This is a genomic window from Planktothricoides raciborskii GIHE-MW2 (assembly GCF_040564635.1).
Classification (GTDB): Bacteria; Cyanobacteriota; Cyanobacteriia; order Cyanobacteriales; family Laspinemataceae; genus Planktothricoides; species Planktothricoides raciborskii.
In genome coordinates this window covers 3,913,936-3,935,084 of record NZ_CP159837.1, presented here as the reverse complement: position 1 = coordinate 3,935,084, position 21,149 = coordinate 3,913,936, and the positions used below count along the sequence as shown (strand labels likewise).

At 44.0% G+C, this 21,149-nt stretch carries 16 protein-coding genes, 3 pseudogenes and 1 riboswitch; of the genes and pseudogenes, 5 read left to right on the top strand and 14 right to left on the bottom strand.

Annotation, left to right across the window (positions count from 1 at the left end; all coding sequences use genetic code 11):
• Positions 1 to 342 precede the first annotated feature (342 nt).
• Entirely contained in the window at positions 343 to 864 is a 522-nt protein-coding gene (locus ABWT76_RS16670) for a photosystem I assembly protein Ycf3 (RefSeq protein ID WP_054469203.1), read from the top strand.
• Between the two features lie 111 nt (positions 865 to 975).
• Complete coding sequence (gene gatC / locus ABWT76_RS16665) at positions 976 to 1,266, top strand: Asp-tRNA(Asn)/Glu-tRNA(Gln) amidotransferase subunit GatC (protein WP_354634656.1); 291 nt, start codon at positions 976 to 978, stop codon at positions 1,264 to 1,266.
• Between the two features lie 37 nt (positions 1,267 to 1,303).
• Here the strand turns inward: gatC and ABWT76_RS16660 are convergent.
• From ABWT76_RS16660 to ABWT76_RS16630, 7 genes and pseudogenes are all read right to left on the bottom strand, one after another.
• Positions 1,304 to 1,873, bottom strand: a pseudogene (locus ABWT76_RS16660) (diguanylate cyclase domain-containing protein); the annotation flags it as partial.
• A gap of 197 nt (positions 1,874 to 2,070) precedes the next feature.
• Positions 2,071 to 2,964 (bottom strand): annotated as a pseudogene (locus ABWT76_RS16655) (AAA-like domain-containing protein); the annotation flags it as partial.
• A gap of 363 nt (positions 2,965 to 3,327) precedes the next feature.
• Positions 3,328 to 4,455, bottom strand: coding sequence for an ABC transporter ATP-binding protein (locus tag ABWT76_RS16650; RefSeq protein ID WP_190880591.1), 1,128 nt, complete (start codon positions 4,453 to 4,455; stop codon positions 3,328 to 3,330).
• A 39-nt stretch (positions 4,456 to 4,494) separates the two neighbouring features.
• A complete protein-coding gene (locus ABWT76_RS16645) occupies positions 4,495 to 6,123 on the bottom strand; it encodes an iron ABC transporter permease (RefSeq protein ID WP_082349017.1) in 1,629 nt (542 codons plus the stop codon).
• A 200-nt stretch (positions 6,124 to 6,323) separates the two neighbouring features.
• A complete protein-coding gene (locus ABWT76_RS16640; RefSeq protein WP_054469209.1) occupies positions 6,324 to 7,331 on the bottom strand; it encodes an iron ABC transporter substrate-binding protein in 1,008 nt (335 codons plus the stop codon).
• A 362-nt stretch (positions 7,332 to 7,693) separates the two neighbouring features.
• A complete protein-coding gene (locus ABWT76_RS16635; protein WP_054469210.1) occupies positions 7,694 to 8,332 on the bottom strand; it encodes a (2Fe-2S) ferredoxin domain-containing protein in 639 nt (212 codons plus the stop codon).
• A 98-nt stretch (positions 8,333 to 8,430) separates the two neighbouring features.
• Positions 8,431 to 8,586 carry a hypothetical protein gene (locus tag ABWT76_RS16630; protein ID WP_156331981.1) on the bottom strand — a complete coding sequence of 52 codons (156 nt, stop codon included), beginning with the start codon at positions 8,584 to 8,586 and terminating at the stop codon, positions 8,431 to 8,433.
• A 913-nt stretch (positions 8,587 to 9,499) separates the two neighbouring features.
• Here ABWT76_RS16630 and ABWT76_RS16625 point away from each other — a divergent pair.
• Positions 9,500 to 10,006 (top strand): Fur family transcriptional regulator, encoded by a 507-nt coding sequence (locus ABWT76_RS16625; RefSeq protein ID WP_054469211.1) that lies wholly within the window; start codon positions 9,500 to 9,502, stop codon positions 10,004 to 10,006.
• Positions 10,007 to 10,409: 403 nt separating this feature from the next.
• Here the strand turns inward: ABWT76_RS16625 and metX are convergent, their stop codons facing one another.
• The 4 genes from metX to ABWT76_RS16605 form a co-directional block, all read right to left on the bottom strand.
• Positions 10,410 to 11,474, bottom strand: coding sequence for a homoserine O-acetyltransferase (gene metX / locus ABWT76_RS16620; protein WP_054469212.1), 1,065 nt, complete (start codon positions 11,472 to 11,474; stop codon positions 10,410 to 10,412).
• Between the two features lie 21 nt (positions 11,475 to 11,495).
• The gene (locus tag ABWT76_RS16615) at positions 11,496 to 12,800 is read right to left on the bottom strand and encodes an O-acetylhomoserine aminocarboxypropyltransferase/cysteine synthase family protein (protein WP_054469213.1); all 1,305 of its coding nucleotides are present in this window, start codon (positions 12,798 to 12,800) and stop codon (positions 11,496 to 11,498) included.
• A gap of 881 nt (positions 12,801 to 13,681) precedes the next feature.
• Entirely contained in the window at positions 13,682 to 15,490 is a 1,809-nt protein-coding gene (locus ABWT76_RS16610) for an ATP-binding protein (RefSeq protein WP_054469214.1), read from the bottom strand.
• A gap of 815 nt (positions 15,491 to 16,305) precedes the next feature.
• The gene (locus ABWT76_RS16605) at positions 16,306 to 17,298 is read right to left on the bottom strand and encodes a ribose-phosphate pyrophosphokinase (protein WP_197285374.1); all 993 of its coding nucleotides are present in this window, start codon (positions 17,296 to 17,298) and stop codon (positions 16,306 to 16,308) included.
• A gap of 430 nt (positions 17,299 to 17,728) precedes the next feature.
• Here ABWT76_RS16605 and ABWT76_RS16600 point away from each other — a divergent pair, with 430 nt between their 5' ends.
• Positions 17,729 to 18,787, top strand: a complete 1,059-nt coding sequence (locus tag ABWT76_RS16600; protein WP_054469217.1) for an ABC transporter permease — start codon at positions 17,729 to 17,731, stop codon at positions 18,785 to 18,787.
• Positions 18,788 to 18,792: 5 nt separating this feature from the next.
• A complete protein-coding gene (locus ABWT76_RS16595) occupies positions 18,793 to 19,104 on the top strand; it encodes a hypothetical protein (protein ID WP_054469218.1) in 312 nt (103 codons plus the stop codon).
• A gap of 177 nt (positions 19,105 to 19,281) precedes the next feature.
• On the opposite strand, the pseudogene ABWT76_RS16590 reads toward ABWT76_RS16595, so the two are convergent.
• From ABWT76_RS16590 to ABWT76_RS16580, 3 genes and pseudogenes are all read right to left on the bottom strand, one after another.
• Positions 19,282 to 19,797, bottom strand: a pseudogene (locus ABWT76_RS16590) (Uma2 family endonuclease); the annotation flags it as partial.
• A gap of 30 nt (positions 19,798 to 19,827) precedes the next feature.
• Positions 19,828 to 20,088 carry a hypothetical protein gene (locus tag ABWT76_RS16585; RefSeq protein WP_313890691.1) on the bottom strand — a complete coding sequence of 87 codons (261 nt, stop codon included), beginning with the start codon at positions 20,086 to 20,088 and terminating at the stop codon, positions 19,828 to 19,830.
• A 432-nt stretch (positions 20,089 to 20,520) separates the two neighbouring features.
• Positions 20,521 to 20,991 (bottom strand): DUF4278 domain-containing protein, encoded by a 471-nt coding sequence (locus tag ABWT76_RS16580; RefSeq protein WP_054469219.1) that lies wholly within the window; start codon positions 20,989 to 20,991, stop codon positions 20,521 to 20,523.
• A 36-nt stretch (positions 20,992 to 21,027) separates the two neighbouring features.
• Positions 21,028 to 21,117, bottom strand: a riboswitch (Glutamine riboswitch).
• Positions 21,118 to 21,149: the final 32 nt, after the last annotated feature.

Genomic DNA, 21,149 nt, shown 5'->3' with positions numbered 1-21,149 from the left:
TGGGGGAAAGAGGATGCATAGGAAAGAGGATGCATAGGAAAGAGGAAAATTCTATGCCTCTCTATCCTCTGCCCCTCCGCTCCCCCGCACAAGACGCTCTGTTGGTTGGTGGTTGTTGTTTGTCCGCAGCCTGCCCCCGCTTTCTCAGGTGTGGATGAACCGTGAAACTTCAACAGTGAACAAATAACCAACAACAAACCACAAATAACAAACCACAAATAACAAACCACAAATAACAAACCACAAATAACAAATATTTGATTCAGGCGATCGCATCTAGGTCTACAATAAAAGATTAAAATAACCTTTGCCCCGGTTAGTCATAACTCCAAGAGCCATAAAATGCCAAGAACTCAACGCAACGATAACTTCATCGATAAAAGCTTCACGGTCATGGCGGATATCATTTTAAAGATTCTGCCGACCAATAGAGAGTCTAAAGAAGCTTTCGCCTATTACCGCGACGGAATGTCCGCCCAAGCAGATGGCGAATACGCGGAAGCCTTAGAAAATTACTATGAAGCCCTCAAGCTGGAACCGGATGATAACGATCGCAGCTATATTCTTTACAATATAGCCTTGATTCACACCAGCAATGGGGAACACGATCTGGCGTTGGAAAACTATCAAAAAGCGATTGACCTAAATCCTCGGATGCCCCAAGCCTTAAATAACATTGCGGTGATTTATCACTACAAAGGAGAAAAAGCGAAAGCTGCGGGAAACGAAGAAGAATCCGAAGCCATGTATGATAAGGCGGCAGAATACTGGAAACAAGCGATTCGTATGGCTCCCAATAACTACATCGAAGCGCAAAACTGGCTGAAGATTACCGGACGTTCTAAGATGGATATCTTTTTTTAGGGTGAGTGACATCACCGGAAATTTATCCTTGTCTATTTTGCCCAAATCCACGGCTGACAATTTCCCGTTAACAATTAACGATTAACCTAAAACCAAGATTAACTTGAAACGATGATTTCCCGCGAACAAGTTCATAAAGTAGCTCATTTAGCTCGGTTAGAACTCACAGAACAGGAAGAGGTCGAGTTTACCACTCAACTTGGCAGTATCTTAGATTATTTTGAACAATTGAGTGAACTGGACACCAGTAAAGTCAAACCCACCACCAGGGCGATCGAGGTGACAAATGTCACTCGTTTGGATGAATTGCAGCCCTTTTCTGAGCGAGAGTCAATTCTAGCGATCGCCCCTGAAGTAGATGGGGACTTTTTCAAAGTGCCCAAGATTCTTAGTGACGATTAGTGACGATTAATTAACGAATCATTAATGAATGGGGCTATTCATTATAAATATCCCCATTCATTTCTGCCCCAAAATTGAGAATTTTACTGAGGGAAACCCCATTGCGTCCAGCCTTCTTACAGTCATACAGGGCTTGATCCGCTGCGGCAATTAAAATTTCGGCAAACTTACTGGCATCAGGAATGGTAGTGGCTACCCCTAAACTGACGGTTACTTGAGTTCGCGGGATATTTTCTGCTGGGGTAGTTTGCCAAATGATTATTTTTAATTTTTCCACATTATTTCTGATAATCTTGGCAATTTTTACTGCTTCTTTGGCGTCAGTATCCGGTAAAATTATGACAAACTCATCTCCTCCATAGCGAGCGACTAAATGATCTTTTTTGGCAATATTACTAAAATATTAGCAATTTGCTTTAAGCAATTGTCTCCCAATTGATTTCCTGAGAAATCATTATATAATTTGAAATTATCTAAGTCACAGAAAATAATCGACAATGGCTTTCCCGTGGCGGCTATTTTTTGCCATTGTTGGTCTAAGTATTCTTGAAAATATCGCCTATTTGCTACCTGGGTTAGAGGATCGATATGGGAGAGTTTTTCCAATTCTTGTTTGGCTTTTTCTAATTACAAGAGGCGATCGCACAAAATTTTATTTTGCGTGGAAATATCGACGAAATTGCTATTATTTAAAAATCTGCCCAAATAGATTCTGTATAAATCACAGCGAACTCTTAGTTCACCCTGAACAAATTTGATCAAGCCTAAACTTTATAATTTATAAATCAGAATCGTATTAACATTTTATGAGTGATTGGCTGAGTGATTGCCTGAGTAATTTCCAGTGATAATTTGCAGAAAAACCGTGGCAATTTGCTCATCAGCTTGTAAAGTTGCTAAATGACGCCGCAAATGTTCCCGATAAATTCCCGTATCCCTTGCCGCTGTTGCTAAAAGTTGCTCTAAACTAAATTCTGAATTATGACATAAATTATACAATGCCAACCGAATTAACAGCGGATGTCCCCCCACCATTGCCATTAATTTATCCGTTTTTCTCTCGTCCCAAGGGAGGTCATGTAATCGGGCTAACTGCTGCACTTGTCCACGGGTAAATTCGGGTAAAGTCAGGGGTAAGCCAATATTAAAAGGAGATTGATTAATTCTCAGTGGCACATACACTTCTGTCGAGTAAACCACCAATAAGCGCAGTTTACTCCAAGGCTGCACCTGTTTCGCTTCTTCAAACCACGATGTTGCATCCGCAACGCTTCGCGATCGCAACAAAGGCAAAAACTCTTGAGCTAATTGGGGATATTCAAAAATCAGCGATAACTCATTAATACATAAAACCAAAGGACGGTGAATTGCTTCCAGCAAGTACCACTGAAAATAAAGAGTGCAATTGACTTTACTCCCCAGGTCTTCATCCCAATAATCATCTAAATTAGGTTTAAGATTTAAGGCATAGCTAATTTGCGTGCAAAACACTCGCAGAAATCGATCTATATTCTGGAAATCAGCGGTATCAATTTTTTGCAAGTCTACCGTAGCGGGGTAGTAGCCCAAGCTTTTGGCATTGTGGTTAATCCGCAACATTAAGGAAGATTTTCCCATTTCTTTTGGGGCTTTAATTCTAATTAAGCAGCCCGGTTTAGTAATTTCTTGATAAGCTTGCTCTTCCACGGGTGGACGAGGAACATAAAATGGCTACTTGATCGCAACCAGACCCGTAGGATATTCCAAGGAGGTGATCATAATTTACTGATTAACGTGAATCTGTGTACTTGTTTACCTAGTTGCTTGAGCCATCTAATTTAACTTAGATTTGGTGGTATCCGATTAGATCGATCGCTCCATCATGTCCCTGGTATAGGGAAAAAGCCAACAATGGCGGCGGAAAGCATTCTCCATTAAGTATAAACTAGCTCAGGGATGAGACAAAAAAAGTCACCACATAACAATCACCGCCATCGCGATCGCCACGATATGGATAGCGCTTGTGATGGCGGTGTAATTTTCACCCTTGATAACTTGACAGTGATTGCTGATTGGTTACGATTATCTTTGCGTAGGATAAATCCGTAAGGCTTCCGTGACGGCGCCGACAGAGACTCGCGTACCGACGGGCAATAAGGAATTGACCGTTGTCCGGGCATGAATTTCTTTACCGGAAGGGGTGATTAAGCAGTAGCGGTGTTCTCTGCCTAAAAATTGCCGATCGCAAATCACCACTGGCGCTTTTTCATTCGGGTGCAACATAATATCTTCTTCCCGAATCATCAACTCAGCCATATCCCCATCTTGGAGTAATTGTGAATTTATCGCCGAGTCTAAACCTGAGTCTAAAATCTCAAAACAACCCACTTCAGTTTCCCACTTTTGACCAATCCGTCGGGCGGTTAAAAAATTGGCTTCGGTGACAAATCCAGCCACAAACCGAGAAGTCGGTGCTTGATAAATTTCTTCTGGGGTGCCGATTTGTTCGATCGCCCCAGACCGCAGCACCGCCACTCGGTCAGAAATAACCAAAGCTTCCTCGCGATCGTGGGTGACAAAAATCGCCGTCGTCCCAGTATTTTTCAGAATTTTACGCACTTCTTCGCGCAAGTATAAACGCACTTGCAAATCTAAATTACTCAACGGTTCATCCAACAGGACAATTTCGGGACTGGGGGCTAATGCCCTCGCTAAAGCCACCCGTTGCCGTTGTCCTCCCGATAACTCGTGGGGATAACGGCGATCGAGTCCTTGTAATCCGACTAATTCCAGTAATTCTTTGACGCGCGATCGAATAGCTTTGGCATCGGGGACAGATTTTTGCCAAACTTTAAGAGAGAATTTTTCCCCCCGACGCTTCTGTAATCCAAAGGCAATATTATCCGCCACAGTTAAATGAGGAAATAAAGCATATTCTTGGAACACCATGCCTAAATGACGATTTTCTGGGTTGACCCAGACCCCTTCACTGGCAACAGTTTGCCCCGCAATGGCGATCGCTCCGGCATCGGGACGTTCAAACCCGGCAATCAGTCGTAATAGGGTAGTTTTGCCACAACCGGACGGGCCGAGTAAAGAGATAATTTCTCCCCGTTTTACCTCCAGGGAAATATCGGCAACTGCTGCCGTATTTGAGTTAGGAAATTGTTTCTTAATCCCGTTTAGGCAAAGAATCGTAGATTCAGTCATTTTTTTAATAGTTAATACAACAACCAACAACCAACAAATTTATTTTTTCTGTTTTAAAAGTACCAAAGTAGAAACAGTGGAAACCATCAGCAAACTTAAGGATGCGGCGGCAGCATCCGCAAAGGCAACATCCTCGGTGGCATTCCAAATTTCCGTGGCTAAGGTGCGAAAACCAATCGGCGCTAATAACATAGTGGCGGGCAGTTCTTTAATGGCGGTGAGAAAAACTAATAACCCACCCCCGACAACTCCCGGACTGACCAAGGGAATGGTAATTTCTTGAATGGTCTGCCAAGGACTGCGCCCCAAAATCCGGGCTGACTCTTCGAGTCCAGGGTTAATTTGTAATAAGCTGCTGCGAATCGTCCCTACGGATTGCGGTAAAAATAAAATTAAGTAAGCAAAGATTAACATAGGCAAAGTTTGATATAAACCCGGTAGATATTTGGCACCGAGAAAGACTAGGGATAAGGCGACGACGATGCCCGGTAAGCCAAAGCCAATATAGGTACAACGTTCAATTAAAGTTGCCAAAGCCCCTGGAAACCGTACCGATAAAATAGCTACGGGTAGGGCAAATAAGGTGGCAGCGATCGCCGCCAAACTTGCCGCCAGCAAAGAGTTTCCCGCCGCCGGGAAAAAATTGGGAGGCATATTCCCAGCATTGAGTCCGCGCCACAGCCAGAGCCCAGATATGGCAATGGGTAGCACTAACCCCAGGAAGGTAATTAGGCTACAAAAGGCGATCGCTGGCCATTTCCACAGACCCAAAGACACTTGCTGGAATTGACCCTGGGGACGACCCACCCCTGAGTGGCTACTGTAATAAGCCGCCCCAGTTCTGGCCCGATATTCCAACCATAAAATTAACCACACCAAAGCCACCAAGACTAAAGCCAAGACAGCGGCAGAGTTGCGGTTAAAACTGCTTTTATATTGAATGAAAATGACGCGGGTGAACGAGTCAAACTGCATCAAGCTTGGGGTGCCAAAATCTCGCAAAGAATATAAAGCCACTAACAAGCCCCCAGCCACCAGGGAAGGGCGCAGTTGGGGAAATGTAACCCGCCAAAACGTTGACCAGCTATTCTGTCCCAGATTTCGCGAGGCTTCTTCTAAGGAAGGGTCAATGCCTTGTAACCCAGACCGAATGCTAATTAGTAAATAAGGATAAGTAAATAAGGTCAGGGACAAAATCGCCCCGGGCCAACCGTAAATTGAGGGCAACTCTTGCACCCCAAACGGTTCTAGCAGCAGTTGCAACCAACTGCCTTTAGTGCCAAAAGAGGCAATGATGGCAAAACTGCCCACATAACTGGGAACCGCTAGGGGTAAAGTGGTGGCGATCGCCCAAAATTTTCGGCCTGGTAAATCCGTTCTTTCCGTTAAAAAGGCTAAAGGCAGGGAAATCAATGCAGAAAATAGCGTCACCACCCCTGCCAACCCTGCACTGTCTCGTAAGACTGCCAAAGTTCGCGGACGGGAAAGCATCAGCCACACTTGATCCAATCCAGCGCCCCCAGCGCGAACAAATAGATAAATCAGGGGGCAGGAAATGGCGATCGCGGTAATTCCGGCAGCCACCACCAGAAACCACGGTGGACGGGCTCCACTGACAAAGGAAAGACTACCGGCAAATGGGCTAAGAACTGTCTTGGGGATTTTCATCGATATTGTTATTCGTTATTCGTTATTGGTTGTTAGTTATTTGTTATAGCGATTGTCTGTCATAGTTATGAAGTACAAAAAAATTTGTCATTCCCGCGCAGGCGGGAATCCAGAAAACCTCTGTACTTCCCGAACGACAATAACCGCTATATTGGTCAGAAGACCGAACAACAAATAACTAATAACCAATAACTATCAACTTACAATAATCCCGCTTGTTGCAAAAGTTCCAAAGTCCCTTCCAAATCCGATAAATTGCTTAAATCAATGTTGGGCGGGTTAATCTGAGCGATCGAGATTTGTCCTTTCGGTGCGGCAATTCCCGAAACTAAAGGATATTCCTTAGTTTCTTGGGCAAAGTAATTTTGGGACTCATTCTTCAGCAAATAGTCAACGAATTTTTGGGCATCAGCTTTTTGGTCAGTGGTATTCACAATAGCAACCCCAGCAACGTTAACCATTGAGCCTACATCTCCCGGCATATAGTGATGCTTGACGGGGAAATTAGGATTATCTGCATTAAACTGATAGAGATAGTAGTTATTGACTAAGCCTAAATGAATTTCACCCCGGCCTAAAGCTTCAACAATTGCCGTATTTTTGGGATAAACTTTAGTGCCATTGGCTTTCATTGCCTTAAGCCATTCTAAGGTTTTTTCATTCCCAGCAGTCAGACGCATGGCGGTGACAAATGATTGAAAGGAACCGTTAGTAGGAGCCCAGCCAACTTTTCCCTGCCATTTCGGTTGAGTTAGTTCCCAAACTGAACGGGGTAATTCATTGCTGGAAACTTCATTAGTGTTGTAATCTAGGACACGAGCCCGTCCAGAAATCCCTACCCATTGTCCATTTTGATCGCGAAATTTTCCATCTACTTTTTCCAATAAGTTAGAGGGAATTGCTTCCGTTCTGCCCGCTTTCGCTAATGCCCCTAATGCCCCCGCATCTTGACCAAAATAGACATCCGCAGGGCTATTGTTTCCTTCTTCTAAAATAGCGATCGCCAATTCGGAAGTATCCCCATAGCGAACCTCGATATTGATCCCTAAATCTTGTTTAGCCTTTTCTACTAAAGGCCCGATTAATCGTTCATTTCGCCCCGAATAAATGGTCAGGGTTTTTGGTTGGGCAAAGACCAGTTTAGCCACGCCAATACTTGCGGCTAATGCTAAAACACCGAGGGCGATATATGTGCGATTAATTTTCATAATTGGCTCCTTTATTGGTTGCTCTTTTATTGGTTGTTGATAGAATGCCAAGTTTGTTTCTGTGGTGGCTCATTTCCGTGATGGGAAATCAAACAGAAGAAGCAGGATTTTCGCAGAAGCGATCGCGTGAAAGAATTGGTTGTTAGGGGTTATTTCCCTGGTGGGCGATCGCTGCCAATACTTCTTGATAAATATTTGCAATAAAAATTTACAGCCTTATGACTATAGGGGTTTTCTGGCTTATTGTCAATAATTCTCATTAAAAATTTTTACTGACACAGCCAAAGGAATGATTTTTGCGGCAAAGTTCTTGTGATACAAGGGTTTCCCGTAGGGTGGGCAAATTTTGCCCACCCTACTATTTAAGTCATCGCCGTGACGGGAAAATGTTTTTCAATTAATTCGGGAATTTCTGCCACATCAAGGCCGCTGTAGCGAGTTTTATCCGGCATCACCACCACATTGGGCGCTTGTTTGCAGCGACTCATACAGCCGGTTTTTTTAATTTGGACTCGATCGCCCAGTCCCAGTTCTTGCAATTGTTCCTCAAGAGCGATCGCAATTTCTTCCCCCCCACGTTTGCGGCAATCGGACTTACCACACACTAAAATACTGCATTTTTTCTGTTGGGGACTCTGTTGGTTACAGGTTGCCGCAACGGTGCAAGGCATAGTCGGGGGTGCGCTGGGCTGACTGGTGGGATAAATGGGAGAAAAATGATTTGTCGGCAATTGCACGCGATCGGCCACCAACTTAATAGTGCCGTTTTTCATCGATCGAATACTTTGCCCATTCACTTGGATGCGATCGCCTGGTTTTAACTGATTATAAAGTTCAGCCCGCACCAGATCCCCGCGTAATTCTTTCGGAACTTTAATCCAATATTCCCCACTGTTGGTATTCAGTCGCAGCATTTTCGGTTGATAACCATCTTTGAGGATAAAACCGAAGAACTGACCGGCTAGATTAAACTCGGAGACGATTTTGTGTGATTTGCTCATTGGGATTAGATTAATTTATTGCAATTTTTCAGTATTTTTTGTAAGAAGCTGGTAGATGTGAAGCGAATATTGTCTTAAAGAAATTGACCGATGAATGATTATTCCGTATGCCAGCAATGACTCAACCATTGCACCAAGTCTGGACGAGATGCTTTTAATTGCTGCAAGACACGATGAATCTGTAATGCTTCCGTTGGACTATTTGGGATATGTAGGATATGGCTGACTTCTGATTCTAGTTCTGATGGATTCATCAGGCTCCTGTATTGCAAGTAATTCTTAATCATGCTTGAGGGAAATTTAAGCTTCCCGGCGGAATAACCGGAACTTTTCCCCTGTGTTTGAGCATACCCTAAGTGCGAAGAATTCTCAAGATTATTGCCAAAAATTTTTTTTTAGAATTGGCTCAACTGGGTTTTGTGGCATATTTAAGCAAATTCTGGGTTAACCGAGCAAAAATCTGCTTTTTAAGCGGTATTCCCCGTTGATGCGCTAATAATCTACTCTGAGGTTGCCCAGCTATTATCGTTCATCAAAAAATCATGGTAATCTCGGATGCAATAAGCCTGATTTAATGAGAAAGGGGAATTAACCGCCACAAAGATTACTGAATACGCTAGTATCGAATAAGTCTGTATAGACAGCGGACTAATCCGCCGCTGTTTTTCCTTTTGATGAGAACACAACCACCACCCCAGAAGCGATCGGCGATCGCCTCTGGGGTGGTTTGTCTTTTCCCCGCAAATCCTCAGAAATTATTGAGAAATAATGTAAATTTCTCTAGATTTCTCTAGCCGGTTTACCAAAATTGTGTCGCCGTGTGGCGCCGTTGGTTCAGGGATCTGCGTTGAGCTAAATAACGGCTAAAACCTATATTTATCAATATTTGGCAAATATTTACCCCAGATATTCGGGTGGAGCGACTGGGGGAAATAAAAACCCGGTTTCTTCAAGAAACCGGGTTTATGTCTTCAGGCAGCCCGGTTTCTGATTAAATATTCCTGGCACGTATTGACAAGTCTTATCAATAAGATTAGATTAGTTTGAGACATTTCTTGCGGCACAGGTTATTGGTTATGGGTTATTTGAATCATGGCATCGCTTTTACCAAATAACCCATAACCAATAACTAATAACTAATATGATTATTTGGTGACATGACAGCAAATGGCATTTTACACAAACGACTCACTCAAAGCTGAACTCAAACAGCAGGGATTTAGACTGACGCCACAGCGACAGACAATTCTCAACATTTTTCAAACTCTTCCCCAGGGTAAACATCTCAGTGCGGAAGAACTACAAAAATTACTGGAACTCAAACAAGAGAAAATTAGCCTCGCCACAATTTACCGCACCCTGAAGTTAATGGCTCGGATGGGAATTTTGCGAGAACTGGAACTGGCCGAAGGACATAAACACTATGAAATCAACCCCCCTGCCCCGCAACATCATCACCATCTAGTCTGTGTTCAATGCTATAAAACCGTTGAGTTTACCAATGAAGCGGTATTAAAAATTTGTCGCAAGCAAGCACAAGCTTCTAAATACGAGATGCTGGATTGTCAGATGACTCTGCACGTTATTTGTCCCGAAGCCTTAGCCCAAGGTTGGCCTTCTACTTTACCAAGTGATTGGGTTTGTCCCCTGTCTGGGTGGCGGGAAAATGATTGATGGTTGTTGGTTGGGGTGTGGGGAGCGGGGGAGCGGATGGTGCGGGGGAGCGGATGGTGCGGGGGAAAGAAAGGGTGTGGGGCTGCCATCGGCCGCCATCGGCCGCCATCGGGGGGAAAGTGAAAAGTGATGCATTGAAAAGTCGTAGGGGCGAATGGCCATAAGGCCTGACGGATTATGCTTCGCAAGGACACCCGTACAAAAAAATATCACTATTCACTATTCACTATTCACTATTCACTATTCACTATTCACTCTTCACTATTCACTCTTCCCCACACCTCTTACCCTGAGCCTGCCGAAGGGCTACACCTCTTACCCTACACCCTGATGCCCGTTCCCTCTAATAACCAACAACAAACAACAAACAACCAACAACCAACAACAACCAACCAATAACAACTTATAACTTAAATTCCTGGCGAAATTCCACTACGAAATCATTGAGCTTGTCCATCTCAATTAAAAAAGCATCATGGCCGTGGGGAGAGTTTAACCAGAAAAGTTTTGCCTGGGGAATTAAATTCGCCAGTTCTTCTTGTTCAGCAGGAGGATAGAGGACATCGGTAGTAATTCCGACCACCAAGGTGGGATGAGGAATATTGCGGAGTACCGATTCATAATCGCGATCGGGACGGCTGAGATCGTGGCTGTCCATTGCATGAGTGAGGATAACGTAGGTGTTGGCATCAAACCGTTCGATCAGTTTTTCTCCTTGGTATTGCAAATAGCTGGAGATGGCAAACTGTTCTTTGGCTTTGCTCTGTTGGAGTTGGCGACCAAAGCGCTGCTCAAAGTTTTCCCAAGAACGGTAGGTGCTCATGGCAATCATGCGGGCGATCGCGAGTCCTTGGATCGGGGGTTGGTCGTCAGAATAATGCCCCCCATTCCAGTTGGGATCCGCATAAATCGCTTGCCGTTGGGCTTCACTCCAAGCAATACACCAGGCAGAATGTCTGCCGGATATGGCAATGGGGGCGATCGCTCTCACCCGTTCTGGGTAGAGTACCGCCCATTCCAGCACTTGCATCCCTCCCAGAGAACCGCCAATCACCAAATTGAGCGATTGCACTCCCAACTCCTCCAAAAACCGTGCTTGTAAATGCACCATATCCCGCACCGTAATTTGGGGAAAATTGGCGCCATACATTTCACCAGTTTTGGGATTAATAGAAGTCGGCCCGGTGGTGCCATAACAACTACCGAGGATATTGCTACAAATAATAAAATCACGGTCAGGGTCTAGGGCTTTTCCCGGTCCAAATAAGGGCGCCCACCAGTAATCTGCATCGGCAGAACCCGTAAACGCATGACAGATCAGAACCGCGTTATCCCGGGCAGCATTTAAACTTCCCCAAGTGCGATAAGCCACCTGCACCCCAAACAATTGCTCCCCAGACTCTAAGGGGAAGGGGGTAGACAGGCTATGAAACGCGGTATCTGGTGAGACGAAGTGCTGGTAATTCATAGTAGATGTGACCGGAAAAAATTAAGTCTTGACTTGAGCAAAAGCTTGCTCAAAGTCTGCTTTAATGTCGTCGATATGTTCCAAACCGACGGACACGCGAATGGATGAAGGGGTGACACCAGCGGATAGTTGTTCCTCGTCAGTCAATTGTTGGTGAGTGGTGGAAGCCGGATGAATCACCAAAGTCTTCGCATCTCCCACATTGGCTAAGTGAGAGGCTAACTTGACATGATCGATAAAGGAACGTCCAGCTTCGCGTCCGCCTTTAATCCCAAAGGTCAAAACACAGCCAAAGCCATGTTTGAGGTATTTCTTGGCCCGCTTGTGGGAAGGATGACTCGATAATCCGGGATAACTCACCCATTCGACTTGCTCATGGGACTCTAACCATTTTGCCAACGCCAACGCATTACTGGTATGGCGATCGACCCGTAAAGATAAAGTTTCCAGTCCTTGCAGCAGTAAAAATGCATTAAAAGGACTCAGACAAGGACCTAAGTCCCGCAAGCCTTCCACGCGAGCCCGAATAATAAACGCAATATTACCAAACGGACCATCGGGGCCAAAAACTTCTTGGAACTTCAAGCCATGATAACCGGGGGCTGGGTCGGTAAACACGGGAAATTTACCATTCCCCCAGTTAAATTTACCGGAATCCACAATCACGCCACCAATGGAAGTGCCATGACCGCCAATCCATTTGGTAGCAGATTCCACCACAATATCAGCACCGTGTTCAATGGGACGGCATAAATAGCCACCACAACCAAAGGTATTATCGACAATCAGGGGAATGCCATTTTTATGGGCCACGTCCGCTAAGGCGGCAAAGTCAGGAATGTTAAACCCAGGATTGCCAATGGTTTCTACATATAAAGCTTTGGTGCGATCGTCAATGGCTTTAGCAAAATCCTTGGGATTATCTCCGTCTACGAATTTAACGTTAATGCCCATGCGAGGTAGGCTGACCTTGAATTGGTTGTAGGTGCCACCATAGAGAAAACTGGTAGAGACAATGTTGTCTCCGGCTTCCGCAATATTATTGATCGCGATAAATTGGGCTGCTTGTCCGCTGGAAGTCGCCAAAGCCGCCACCCCACCTTCTAAAGCGGCAATTCGCTTTTCAAAGACATCGGTGGTGGGATTCATCAGTCGGGTGTAGATGTTGCCAAATTCTTGCAGGGCAAACAATCGCGCCCCGTGATCCGCGTCATTGAAGACATAGGAAGTGGTTTGGTAGATCGGCACTGCCCGGGCATTGGTTCCCGGGGCGGGTTCTTGACCGGCATGAATTTGAAGCGTTTCAAAACGATACTCGTCAGGCATAACAATTCCTCATTGCTGGATGGATTTTAGTAATGGACATCTTACTGAGAATGAAGCTACATGATCTTACTAACAAAAACTCGTGAAACTCCAATCATTAACAAATCATTAAATTTACCTGAAGGTGAGGGATTCAGATTTAACTCACCACAGTAGCCAGAATTCTACAATAGTTCGAGGGGCTTTTGGCGATCGCTTCAGAGAATTTTTTGGCTGTCCAGACGGGCGATCGCCGTGGCGGCTATTTTTTTTCGGGAAAATCTGGCGATCCAGGACTGGACATCTCACGGAAAGTGATTAAGTTTAGACGAACTGACCTCGCTTAATCTTTAAGACTTTTTTCGGCTTTAGGTTGAAATTACCAGGGGTAATTTTTAATCGGAATCTCCCTCGCCATTGTCAAGGGACTGTTGCTGCCATGACTTGGCAATCCATCACTGTCAAATCCTGATATTTATACCAATTTCAAAAATTCTTGCTACAGTTACTAGGTTAATTTGGCCGCAAGCCGCCGCGCCCAAAGAAGTTGCATTCTTAATTGGAAACGGTATTAGGTGCAGTTAGTAAAGTTTTAGACCAGACGGCCGCTGATAGAGTCGATGGCTTTACTAACCCCTATGAGGTACTTTTGCTGGCCAGAATAACGTGATTTATTTTTTGAAAAAAATTTGCTGAAGCTAAAATTTAAATATTCAGCTTAATTCATAATGTTAAATTAAGATTTTTTTTTGAAAAAACTGAATTTTCCGTTTTTTTACCTTGGCTATTAACTAACGATTATCAGTCAGATTAAAATTTATTATAAATAAACTGAATTTTTATAATTTTTTTGGCAATTTTTTTGTAAAAATTTTATATTGATTTAAAGTTAATAGATCAAATTAAGCATCAGAAAGTTGTAAAGGAATCTGAATGATAAATTTTGTTCCTTTGCCGACTTCTGAAATACATTGCAATTGACCACCATGCTTTTCAACAATGGAGTAAGAAATTGACAACCCCAAGCCCGTACCCTTGCCTACAGGTTTAGTGGTAAAAAATGGATCGAACAATCTTGTTTTAATTTCTTCGGGAATCCCCGGTCCATTATCAGCAATGCTAATTACCAAAAAATTGTCTGGAGAAATTTTGCTGCTAATCTGAATTCCTAGTGCTTTACTGCTGTCGTAATTTTGGTTGATATGACAATATTCTAAGGCATCGATCGCATTGCTGAGAATGTTCATAAACACTTGATTCATTAATCCTGCATAACATTCAATTTTAGGAATTGCACCATAGTTTTTTTCTACGGTAATCGCCTGGCGAGCGCTCTGGGCTTTGAGTCGATGTTGGAGAATCAGCAGAGTATTATCAATGCCTTCGTGAATATCGACGGGTTTTTTCTCCCCTTCATCTAAGCGGGAAAAATTGCGGAGAGATTTGACGATTTCTTTAATCCGTTCCGCCCCCATTTTCATACTGGAAAGTAATTTAGGCAGGTCTTCAATGAGAAAATCCAGCTCGATATTTTCTAGATGCTTTTGAATTGCCAAATCAGGTGGATTATGGTGTTGCTGATAAAGCATCACCAACTCTAGCAAATCTTGAATATATTCAATGGCTGGAGCTACATTGCCATAGATAAAGCTAATGGGATTGTTAATTTCATGGGCAATTCCGGCCACCATACTCCCCAGGGCGGACATTTTTTCCGCTTGAATCAATTGGGATTGAGTTTGCTGTAACTGCTGTAAAGTTTGTTCCACTTGTCGAGCGCGATCGCGTTCCCGCACTTGGGACAAGCGCAAGTCTGCTTCCATCTGTTTGCGGATGGTAATATCCCGGATAATGGCAATTACCTCAGTGCTGCCAAAGGGGACATATCGCGCTTCATAATGTTTCCATGTATTATTTTCTCGCAGATTATATTCGCCAACTTGGGGTTGTCCCGTGGCCAAAGTTTTCTCTAAATAACAGCGAGTCCAGAGGGCTAAATCTTCTGAGAGAGCTTCATCAATACTTTTGCCGATAAAGTGTTCTGGTTCCGGGGCGTTCAGATCATCTTTTGCCGGAAAATAATCGAGAAAAATTCCTTGCTGATTTAGCCGAAACACCAAGTCAGGAATCGCATTTAATAAACTCCGATTTTTAATTTCACTCTCCCAGAGAGCCGCCTCAATTAGATGGCGATCGCCGAATATATTCGGCGATATAGAAATATCATGGCTTGGGTTTTTTCCCCTTATCTTTTCAGTCATAATTTGCCTCTCGGCATTTGTCCTAAATTCTGGATTTTGCCCATTTTTTTTGCCTGACCAGCGTCCGGGAGACTTTTGTTTGCACAATCCTTCGTTCAGAACAAATACTTTTTCATCATTCATTAAATTTGAATGTTGCTCTGGAGAACCATTGAGTTCTAATGCCAAATATCTATCCTTATTCTCCAGAATATTCATATTTTCCCTATCGTTAATGGGATCGTTAAAATTTATAAACTTTCTTTTGCCTTCTAAAAAGGTTTTTATTTTTGCGGCTAAAGTCTGGGCTGTGTTGGTTGCAGCCGCATCTACTCTCCCCTTGACTAAGGTCTGGTGATGACTCTCCATTTCTTGATGGCGAATTTCTAAACTGCGATCGCTCTTTCTGCGGATATCTTTAATTAAATCACGGTACTTCACCGAACCGCCTGCCGTATATTTACTTAGCATAAGTATCTCTCATTTATATGATTTAAGTTCTTAATTTCAACCTTATCAATAAATGATTAAAGTTGCCATCAGTATAATTAGGTAACTTGAGATCCGTAAAATTGCTGATTTTCTGAGCCTAGAGCCTCAGCCCTGCCTCTCTCTTGCCCACCAGGGATAATTATCCAAATTCTCCAAAGTGACTGGCAAATCTTTATGTCTGTAAAGCTTGACATTTAGCTAAAAAGTCATCTGAACAATATATATATTATGAATTTTATTTAATAAATATTTAGAAAAGTTAAGTTTTTTTGACCAAGTATAAAAGCTTAACTAGGTTAATTTGTTAATTAGATCACCAATTGAATCAAACATATCCGTTAACATGATCCATTAACATGATTGACAGAGGGTGAAATATTCACCAAACACCACTCACCAGGTCACTCACCAGGTCAAATCTAAAAGCCGAATCAAACAGGAATTATCTAAATATGAGGAATTCATCAGGCATCATGCAGTACAACCATAAGCTCAAAGAGTCAAAGATTTCTGTTTGTAATGAACATAACCCAATCCTGGTAGTGGAGAATTCTCCCCAGAACACAAAAAACCCCCGCATCAACGGAGGCAGACTACCAGGCCAAAACCCTGTTTAGTTTGAGCATTGGCACGATAGAGAGAAAATCAAAATATCCCGAACTGGATCGGTAGCCCAAAAGATCACAGAAAATACTGATTCAAGCGGGAACCACAGCATCAATAAATTTTCATCGGCAATCCAGCAGCCACTAAGAACCATTAATATTGGGATAGTGATTGAGATAGCGATAGATTTAGCGGAACATACTACTTACCGAACTATCTTCATGGACACGCCAGATAGTTTCACCCAGCAAATTGGCCACTGATAGGATACGTAACTGATCGAAGCGGAGTTCTTCAGCAACAGGGATAGTATTCGTTACAATCACCTCTTCAAAGACTCCCGATGACAAACGCTCCACCGCAGGAGGAGAAAAGACTGCATGGGTGGCACAAGCATAAACTTGTCTGGCTCCTTCACGACGCAGTAACCGGGCGCCCTCAGTAATCGTGCCAGCGGTATCAATCATGTCATCGACTAAGACCGCTGTTTTGCCTTTAACGTCACCAATTAGATTCATCACTTCCGCCACATTATGGGCTTGGCGACGTTTATCAATAATGGCTAAGGGCGCATCATTGAGTTTTTTCGCAAAAGCTCTCGCTCTTGCCACCCCGCCGACATCTGGGGAAACGACCACCAGATCCGGCAGATTTTTGTGAGCTAAATAATCTAGCAAAACCGGCGAAGAGTAAACATGATCAAACGGGATATCAAAATAGCCCTGGATTTGCCCTGAGTGCAAATCCATTGCCACCATACGAGTTGCTCCCGCTTCGGTGATCAAATTGGCAACCAATTTGGCGGTAATCGACTCACGTCCCGCCGTTTTCCGATCTGCCCTAGCATAACCATAGTAAGGAATGACTGCGGTAATTTGTCTGGCTGATGCTCGACGGCAAGCATCAATCATAATCAGCAGTTCCATCAGGTTATTGTTTACTGGGTAGCAGGTTGGCTGAATCAGATAAACATCACAGCCTCGGATAGATTCCTGAATTTGAATGTACAGTTCTCCATCGGCAAACCGCTTGCGTACCATTGGCCCTAAGTCGATTCCCAGGTAGTGAGCTACTTCCTGAGATAAAGGGACATTTGAAGAACCTGAAAACAGCCGTAGGCGGCTGTGATCGGAAATGTTACCCAAAGAAGTTGGGAGAGTTAAAGCAGCAGAACGGATCACAGGAAAGCCTCGAAGCACGTTCAGTTATCAGTGATTCTATCATTGAAATCTATGAACATTTTGGAAATTTTTTTTAAAATTTACCCAGAGGTTGTAAATTCAGGGTGATCTTCCCCCGAATAAATTGATCGCTGGGCGCTAGGATCCGGCTGAAATCTGGTCTAAAGCCGGTTTTTTGCCGATAGGGATCGCCGGTTGACCCTGGAGGTGGGATGTATTTAGTCGATAGTCTCCTGGCTCCGAGAACCGGGAAAGCGGCTCCAATCAACTCATGCCGTTTCATTCACGCCTAAGTAAAGCTCATAAAAAAAATACTTGGTCAGTTTTGGTACGGCTGTCGGTGAGAGATTAAGGTAATTAATTGATTGCATGATTAAAATATGGTTGATCTCTCCTGTCTGTTTCACGGTTTCTCATTCCCCAATTGACTATGACTTCTTTTAAGGTTTCCTCTGGGCAGCCCATCACGGCATTGAAGGATGCGGCGATCGCCTTTTTTGCCAGCGATACGTTTTTCTATGTGGTGAAGCGCCTCTTACAAGCGGTGCTCACTTTATTATTGGCATCGATGCTTAGTTTTGCGATTATTCAACTTGCCCCAGGGGATTACCTGGATGCTTTGCGGCAAAATCCCGCCATTTCTCAAGAGACACTGGAGCAATATAATCAACAGTTTGGTTTGGATCGGCATCCCATTGAACAATATTCGCGGTGGTTATGGCAGATTTTAAGCCAGGGGGATTTTGGCCAAAGTTTTGTTTACAACCGAAAAGTGGCAGATTTGTTGTGGGAAAGGATCCCCAATACTTTGTTGTTGTCGATCGCTTCGTTGGTGATTACTTGGGCGATCGCCATTCCCCTGGGGATTTTGGGCGCCCTGAAGCAAAATGGCACAGTGGATCGGGTGTTACAAGTGATCAGCTACACCGGGCAAGGATTTCCCAGTCTGATTACTGCCTTATTGCTATTATTTGTCGCCCAAATTACCTCTCCTGTATTCCCGGTGGGGGGCATGACCAGTATCTATCACGATCAACTCACCCCCTTTGGCAAAATGATCGATATTGGTTGGCATATGATTTTACCCACTTTAGCCCTGAGTATCACCAGTTTTGCCGGGTTACAACGGATTACTCGCGGTCAATTATTGGATGTCCTGCGGCAAGATTATATCCAAACCGCTCGCGCCAAGGGTTTGCCGGAAAATCGCGTGATTTATGTTCATGCTTTGCGAAATGCCATCAACCCATTAATCACGATTTTAGGGTTTGAGTTTTCCAGTTTATTGGGAGGAGCCTTTATTGCGGAAACCTTCTTTAATTGGCCTGGGTTGGGGCGGCTGATTTTGCAAGCAGTCCAGTCTCAGGATTTGTATTTAGTGATGGGCAGTTTGATGATGGGTGCGGTGATGTTGATCCTCGGAAATTTGTTAGCGGATTTACTCCTAAAAGCGGTCGATCCTCGGATTAAATTGGGGGCTGATGATTAAAAAAAATGACTCAAATTTATTATTTAATTCGTTCTAAAATTGACGGCAGTTATCTAGCGGCGCATCCAAAAGTGAACGATGCCGATGGAAAGGCTCAGAAGGGATATCTACTGATGTTTCCAGAAAATTTTGATGCCCTGAGTTATCTGAATAAGTATGCGGGGGATATGCGCGATCGCTTTGCTGTCGAGTCAATTACTCAGTCGGGGCTGAAAAATCTTTTAGATCGTTGGGGATTTAATGGCATGGGAATTGTCCAAGACCCGTTATTACCAAAAATTGAGTTTTTAACCACGGAAAAACCGGATTTTTTCTAAAGAAACCGGGTTTCTTTGAGGGTAAATCAGACAATTTTGGCAAGAAACGGCAGAAACCCGGTTTCTGGATCAAACAGCAGAAACGAGAAACCGGGTTTCTTTTCTGGTAAATCCTACAATTTTGGCAACAAATAGCCGAAACCGGGTTTCTGGATCAAACAGCAGAAACCCGGTTTCTTAGCTCCACTCTTCGGGATCAATTCCCAAGGCAGCACATCGAGCTAATAACTCTTGCATTCGCTGTTGTTGTTGTTCGAGTGCCGCTTGTAATTGTTCTTTTTCCTGGCGTTCGGCTTCGGCCCGTTGGCGTTCGGCTTCAGCCCGTTGGTGTTCGGCTTCGGCCCGTTCTTCTGGCCATAACAGAAGTTCGCCTTGAGCATTCCACCAGCGTAACCAATAGCCGTTTCGGGCGGAATGGGTTCCGTGCCAAACTCCGAGAAATAGGTTTAGTCCGGGAATCCAAAAACGTCCTGCGGCATCGGCAGTTTGTTCTTGATACTTGCCAGCTTCGAGAGCATAGACTTCTATGTGTCCTGTCTCTGGTCGGAAGATCGTATAGCAGGGAACCTGGATCACCTGCTCGTAAAAAAACCACTTACCCACACTTTCTCGATATTCCACGGAGTATTCTTCGCCATAGTTGGCGGAAAGAAATTCCATCACTACTTGGGGCACTCCGCCTTCTTTGTGGGGAGTGTAGCTGCGGCGTGGGTAACGATGGGGCTAGGGTTCTACAGGTTTTAGGTACATCCAGTCAGGGGCTTTGGATATGATGCGATCGCCCATCCCGGCACAGAGGGCAAAGTTGGAAACCACCAGTGCATCCTCGATTAATTCCGGTTGGTCTAACAAAAGCTCACGCAAAGCAGCCGCGATTAAAGGTTGGTCTGTATTTTCTACGGGGTCATCGGGTAAGAGAAAGTCATCTGGCAACAGTGGCCAGGTAATTTTAAGTTTTGATATCGGTTGAGCGATTGTAGCCACAGTCAACCTCTCCCTGTAGGCTCTCTGTAAATTATTTTAACTTTAGCTTATCCGATTAAATCCCGCGATCTTTTTGGCGCTTGTTTTTGGGGCGATCGCCACAATCCGCTATCAATATCTTGAAAAAATATCCTGACAAAATTTATTTTCAGTAATACTTAAGCAACGAATCTATATATCGGGTATTGGTGCGTTACGCTTTGCGCTTTCACACCCTACGGATAGCTGAAAAAATTTATCTTCAAAGAATCAGCAAATAAAAACACCTCCCATGAGAGAGGCGTTTTTCGCATTCGCGCACAGAAGAGCGCTCTGTTATAGCAGAAAAGCAATCCCAGGAAATAAACTTCAAACTTCCCGGTTAGATAGGGTTTTTATGTTTAGAAATGCTAGGTGATTGCCTATGAATCTGCAAAATCATGGCCAGAAATCTTAACTAAAAGCAACATGACTCCGGTCATAGCTGATCCGAAAAGTCGGATGAATTTTGCCTTGGATGCGATTCCAATAATCCGCCACATTACTACCTAAACCGACTTCCATCGCTAAACGACTGAGCATTGCCTGTTGACGCTTTTTAATTCCTCGCGACTGTTTCACCATGAGGGTACGAGCTTTTTCTGTGGTATCCAAAGCTGGGAGGCTGACGGGTTCTGATGCGGCAACCTGTGCCGGTTGTGTTGCCGCCACTTTGCTGCCACTTGTATAGGGAACTCCCCGATATTGCAACTCAAAGCTTGGTTGCTCCATAGGCATGGTGGCTAGAGTGCGCGATTCCGCAAAGCGGATCGCTTTCGCGAATCGCACATCTAGACCGCGATATTTTCCCACCACTTCCCCCAGTGTGATTTTTAAAGTGGGGGGAGTATATTCATAACTAACGCCGCGATAACAGAGTTTCATAGTTTTCGCCTCTTAAAATTTGTTCGTTTTGAATGAGGCGCGTTCCTTCGGGATCATCCCTACTTCCGTCTCTACCTGATGACTCCGGGAAAATTCTCCAGGAGGTCTTTATCCGAGATGAACGTTGCTTTGTCTGTATTTATTGTTACAATTATGGG

Bases quoted from the DNA above. Each gene is read 5' to 3' on its own strand.
- ABWT76_RS16670 (WP_054469203.1), top strand. From the start codon at position 343: ATGCCAAGAACTCAACGCAACGATAACTTCATCGATAAAAGCTTCACG.
- gatC (WP_354634656.1), top strand. From the start codon at position 976: ATGATTTCCCGCGAACAAGTTCATAAAGTAGCTCATTTAGCTCGGTTA.
- ABWT76_RS16650 (WP_190880591.1), bottom strand. From the start codon at position 4,455: ATGACTGAATCTACGATTCTTTGCCTAAACGGGATTAAGAAACAATTT.
- ABWT76_RS16645 (WP_082349017.1), bottom strand. From the start codon at position 6,123: ATGAAAATCCCCAAGACAGTTCTTAGCCCATTTGCCGGTAGTCTTTCC.
- ABWT76_RS16640 (WP_054469209.1), bottom strand. From the start codon at position 7,331: ATGAAAATTAATCGCACATATATCGCCCTCGGTGTTTTAGCATTAGCC.
- ABWT76_RS16635 (WP_054469210.1), bottom strand. From the start codon at position 8,332: ATGAGCAAATCACACAAAATCGTCTCCGAGTTTAATCTAGCCGGTCAG.
- ABWT76_RS16630 (WP_156331981.1), bottom strand. From the start codon at position 8,586: ATGAATCCATCAGAACTAGAATCAGAAGTCAGCCATATCCTACATATC.
- ABWT76_RS16625 (WP_054469211.1), top strand. From the start codon at position 9,500: ATGGCATTTTACACAAACGACTCACTCAAAGCTGAACTCAAACAGCAG.
- metX (WP_054469212.1), bottom strand. From the start codon at position 11,474: ATGAATTACCAGCACTTCGTCTCACCAGATACCGCGTTTCATAGCCTG.
- ABWT76_RS16615 (WP_054469213.1), bottom strand. From the start codon at position 12,800: ATGCCTGACGAGTATCGTTTTGAAACGCTTCAAATTCATGCCGGTCAA.
- ABWT76_RS16610 (WP_054469214.1), bottom strand. From the start codon at position 15,490: ATGCTAAGTAAATATACGGCAGGCGGTTCGGTGAAGTACCGTGATTTA.
- ABWT76_RS16600 (WP_054469217.1), top strand. From the start codon at position 17,729: ATGACTTCTTTTAAGGTTTCCTCTGGGCAGCCCATCACGGCATTGAAG.
- ABWT76_RS16595 (WP_054469218.1), top strand. From the start codon at position 18,793: ATGACTCAAATTTATTATTTAATTCGTTCTAAAATTGACGGCAGTTAT.
- ABWT76_RS16580 (WP_054469219.1), bottom strand. From the start codon at position 20,991: ATGAAACTCTGTTATCGCGGCGTTAGTTATGAATATACTCCCCCCACT.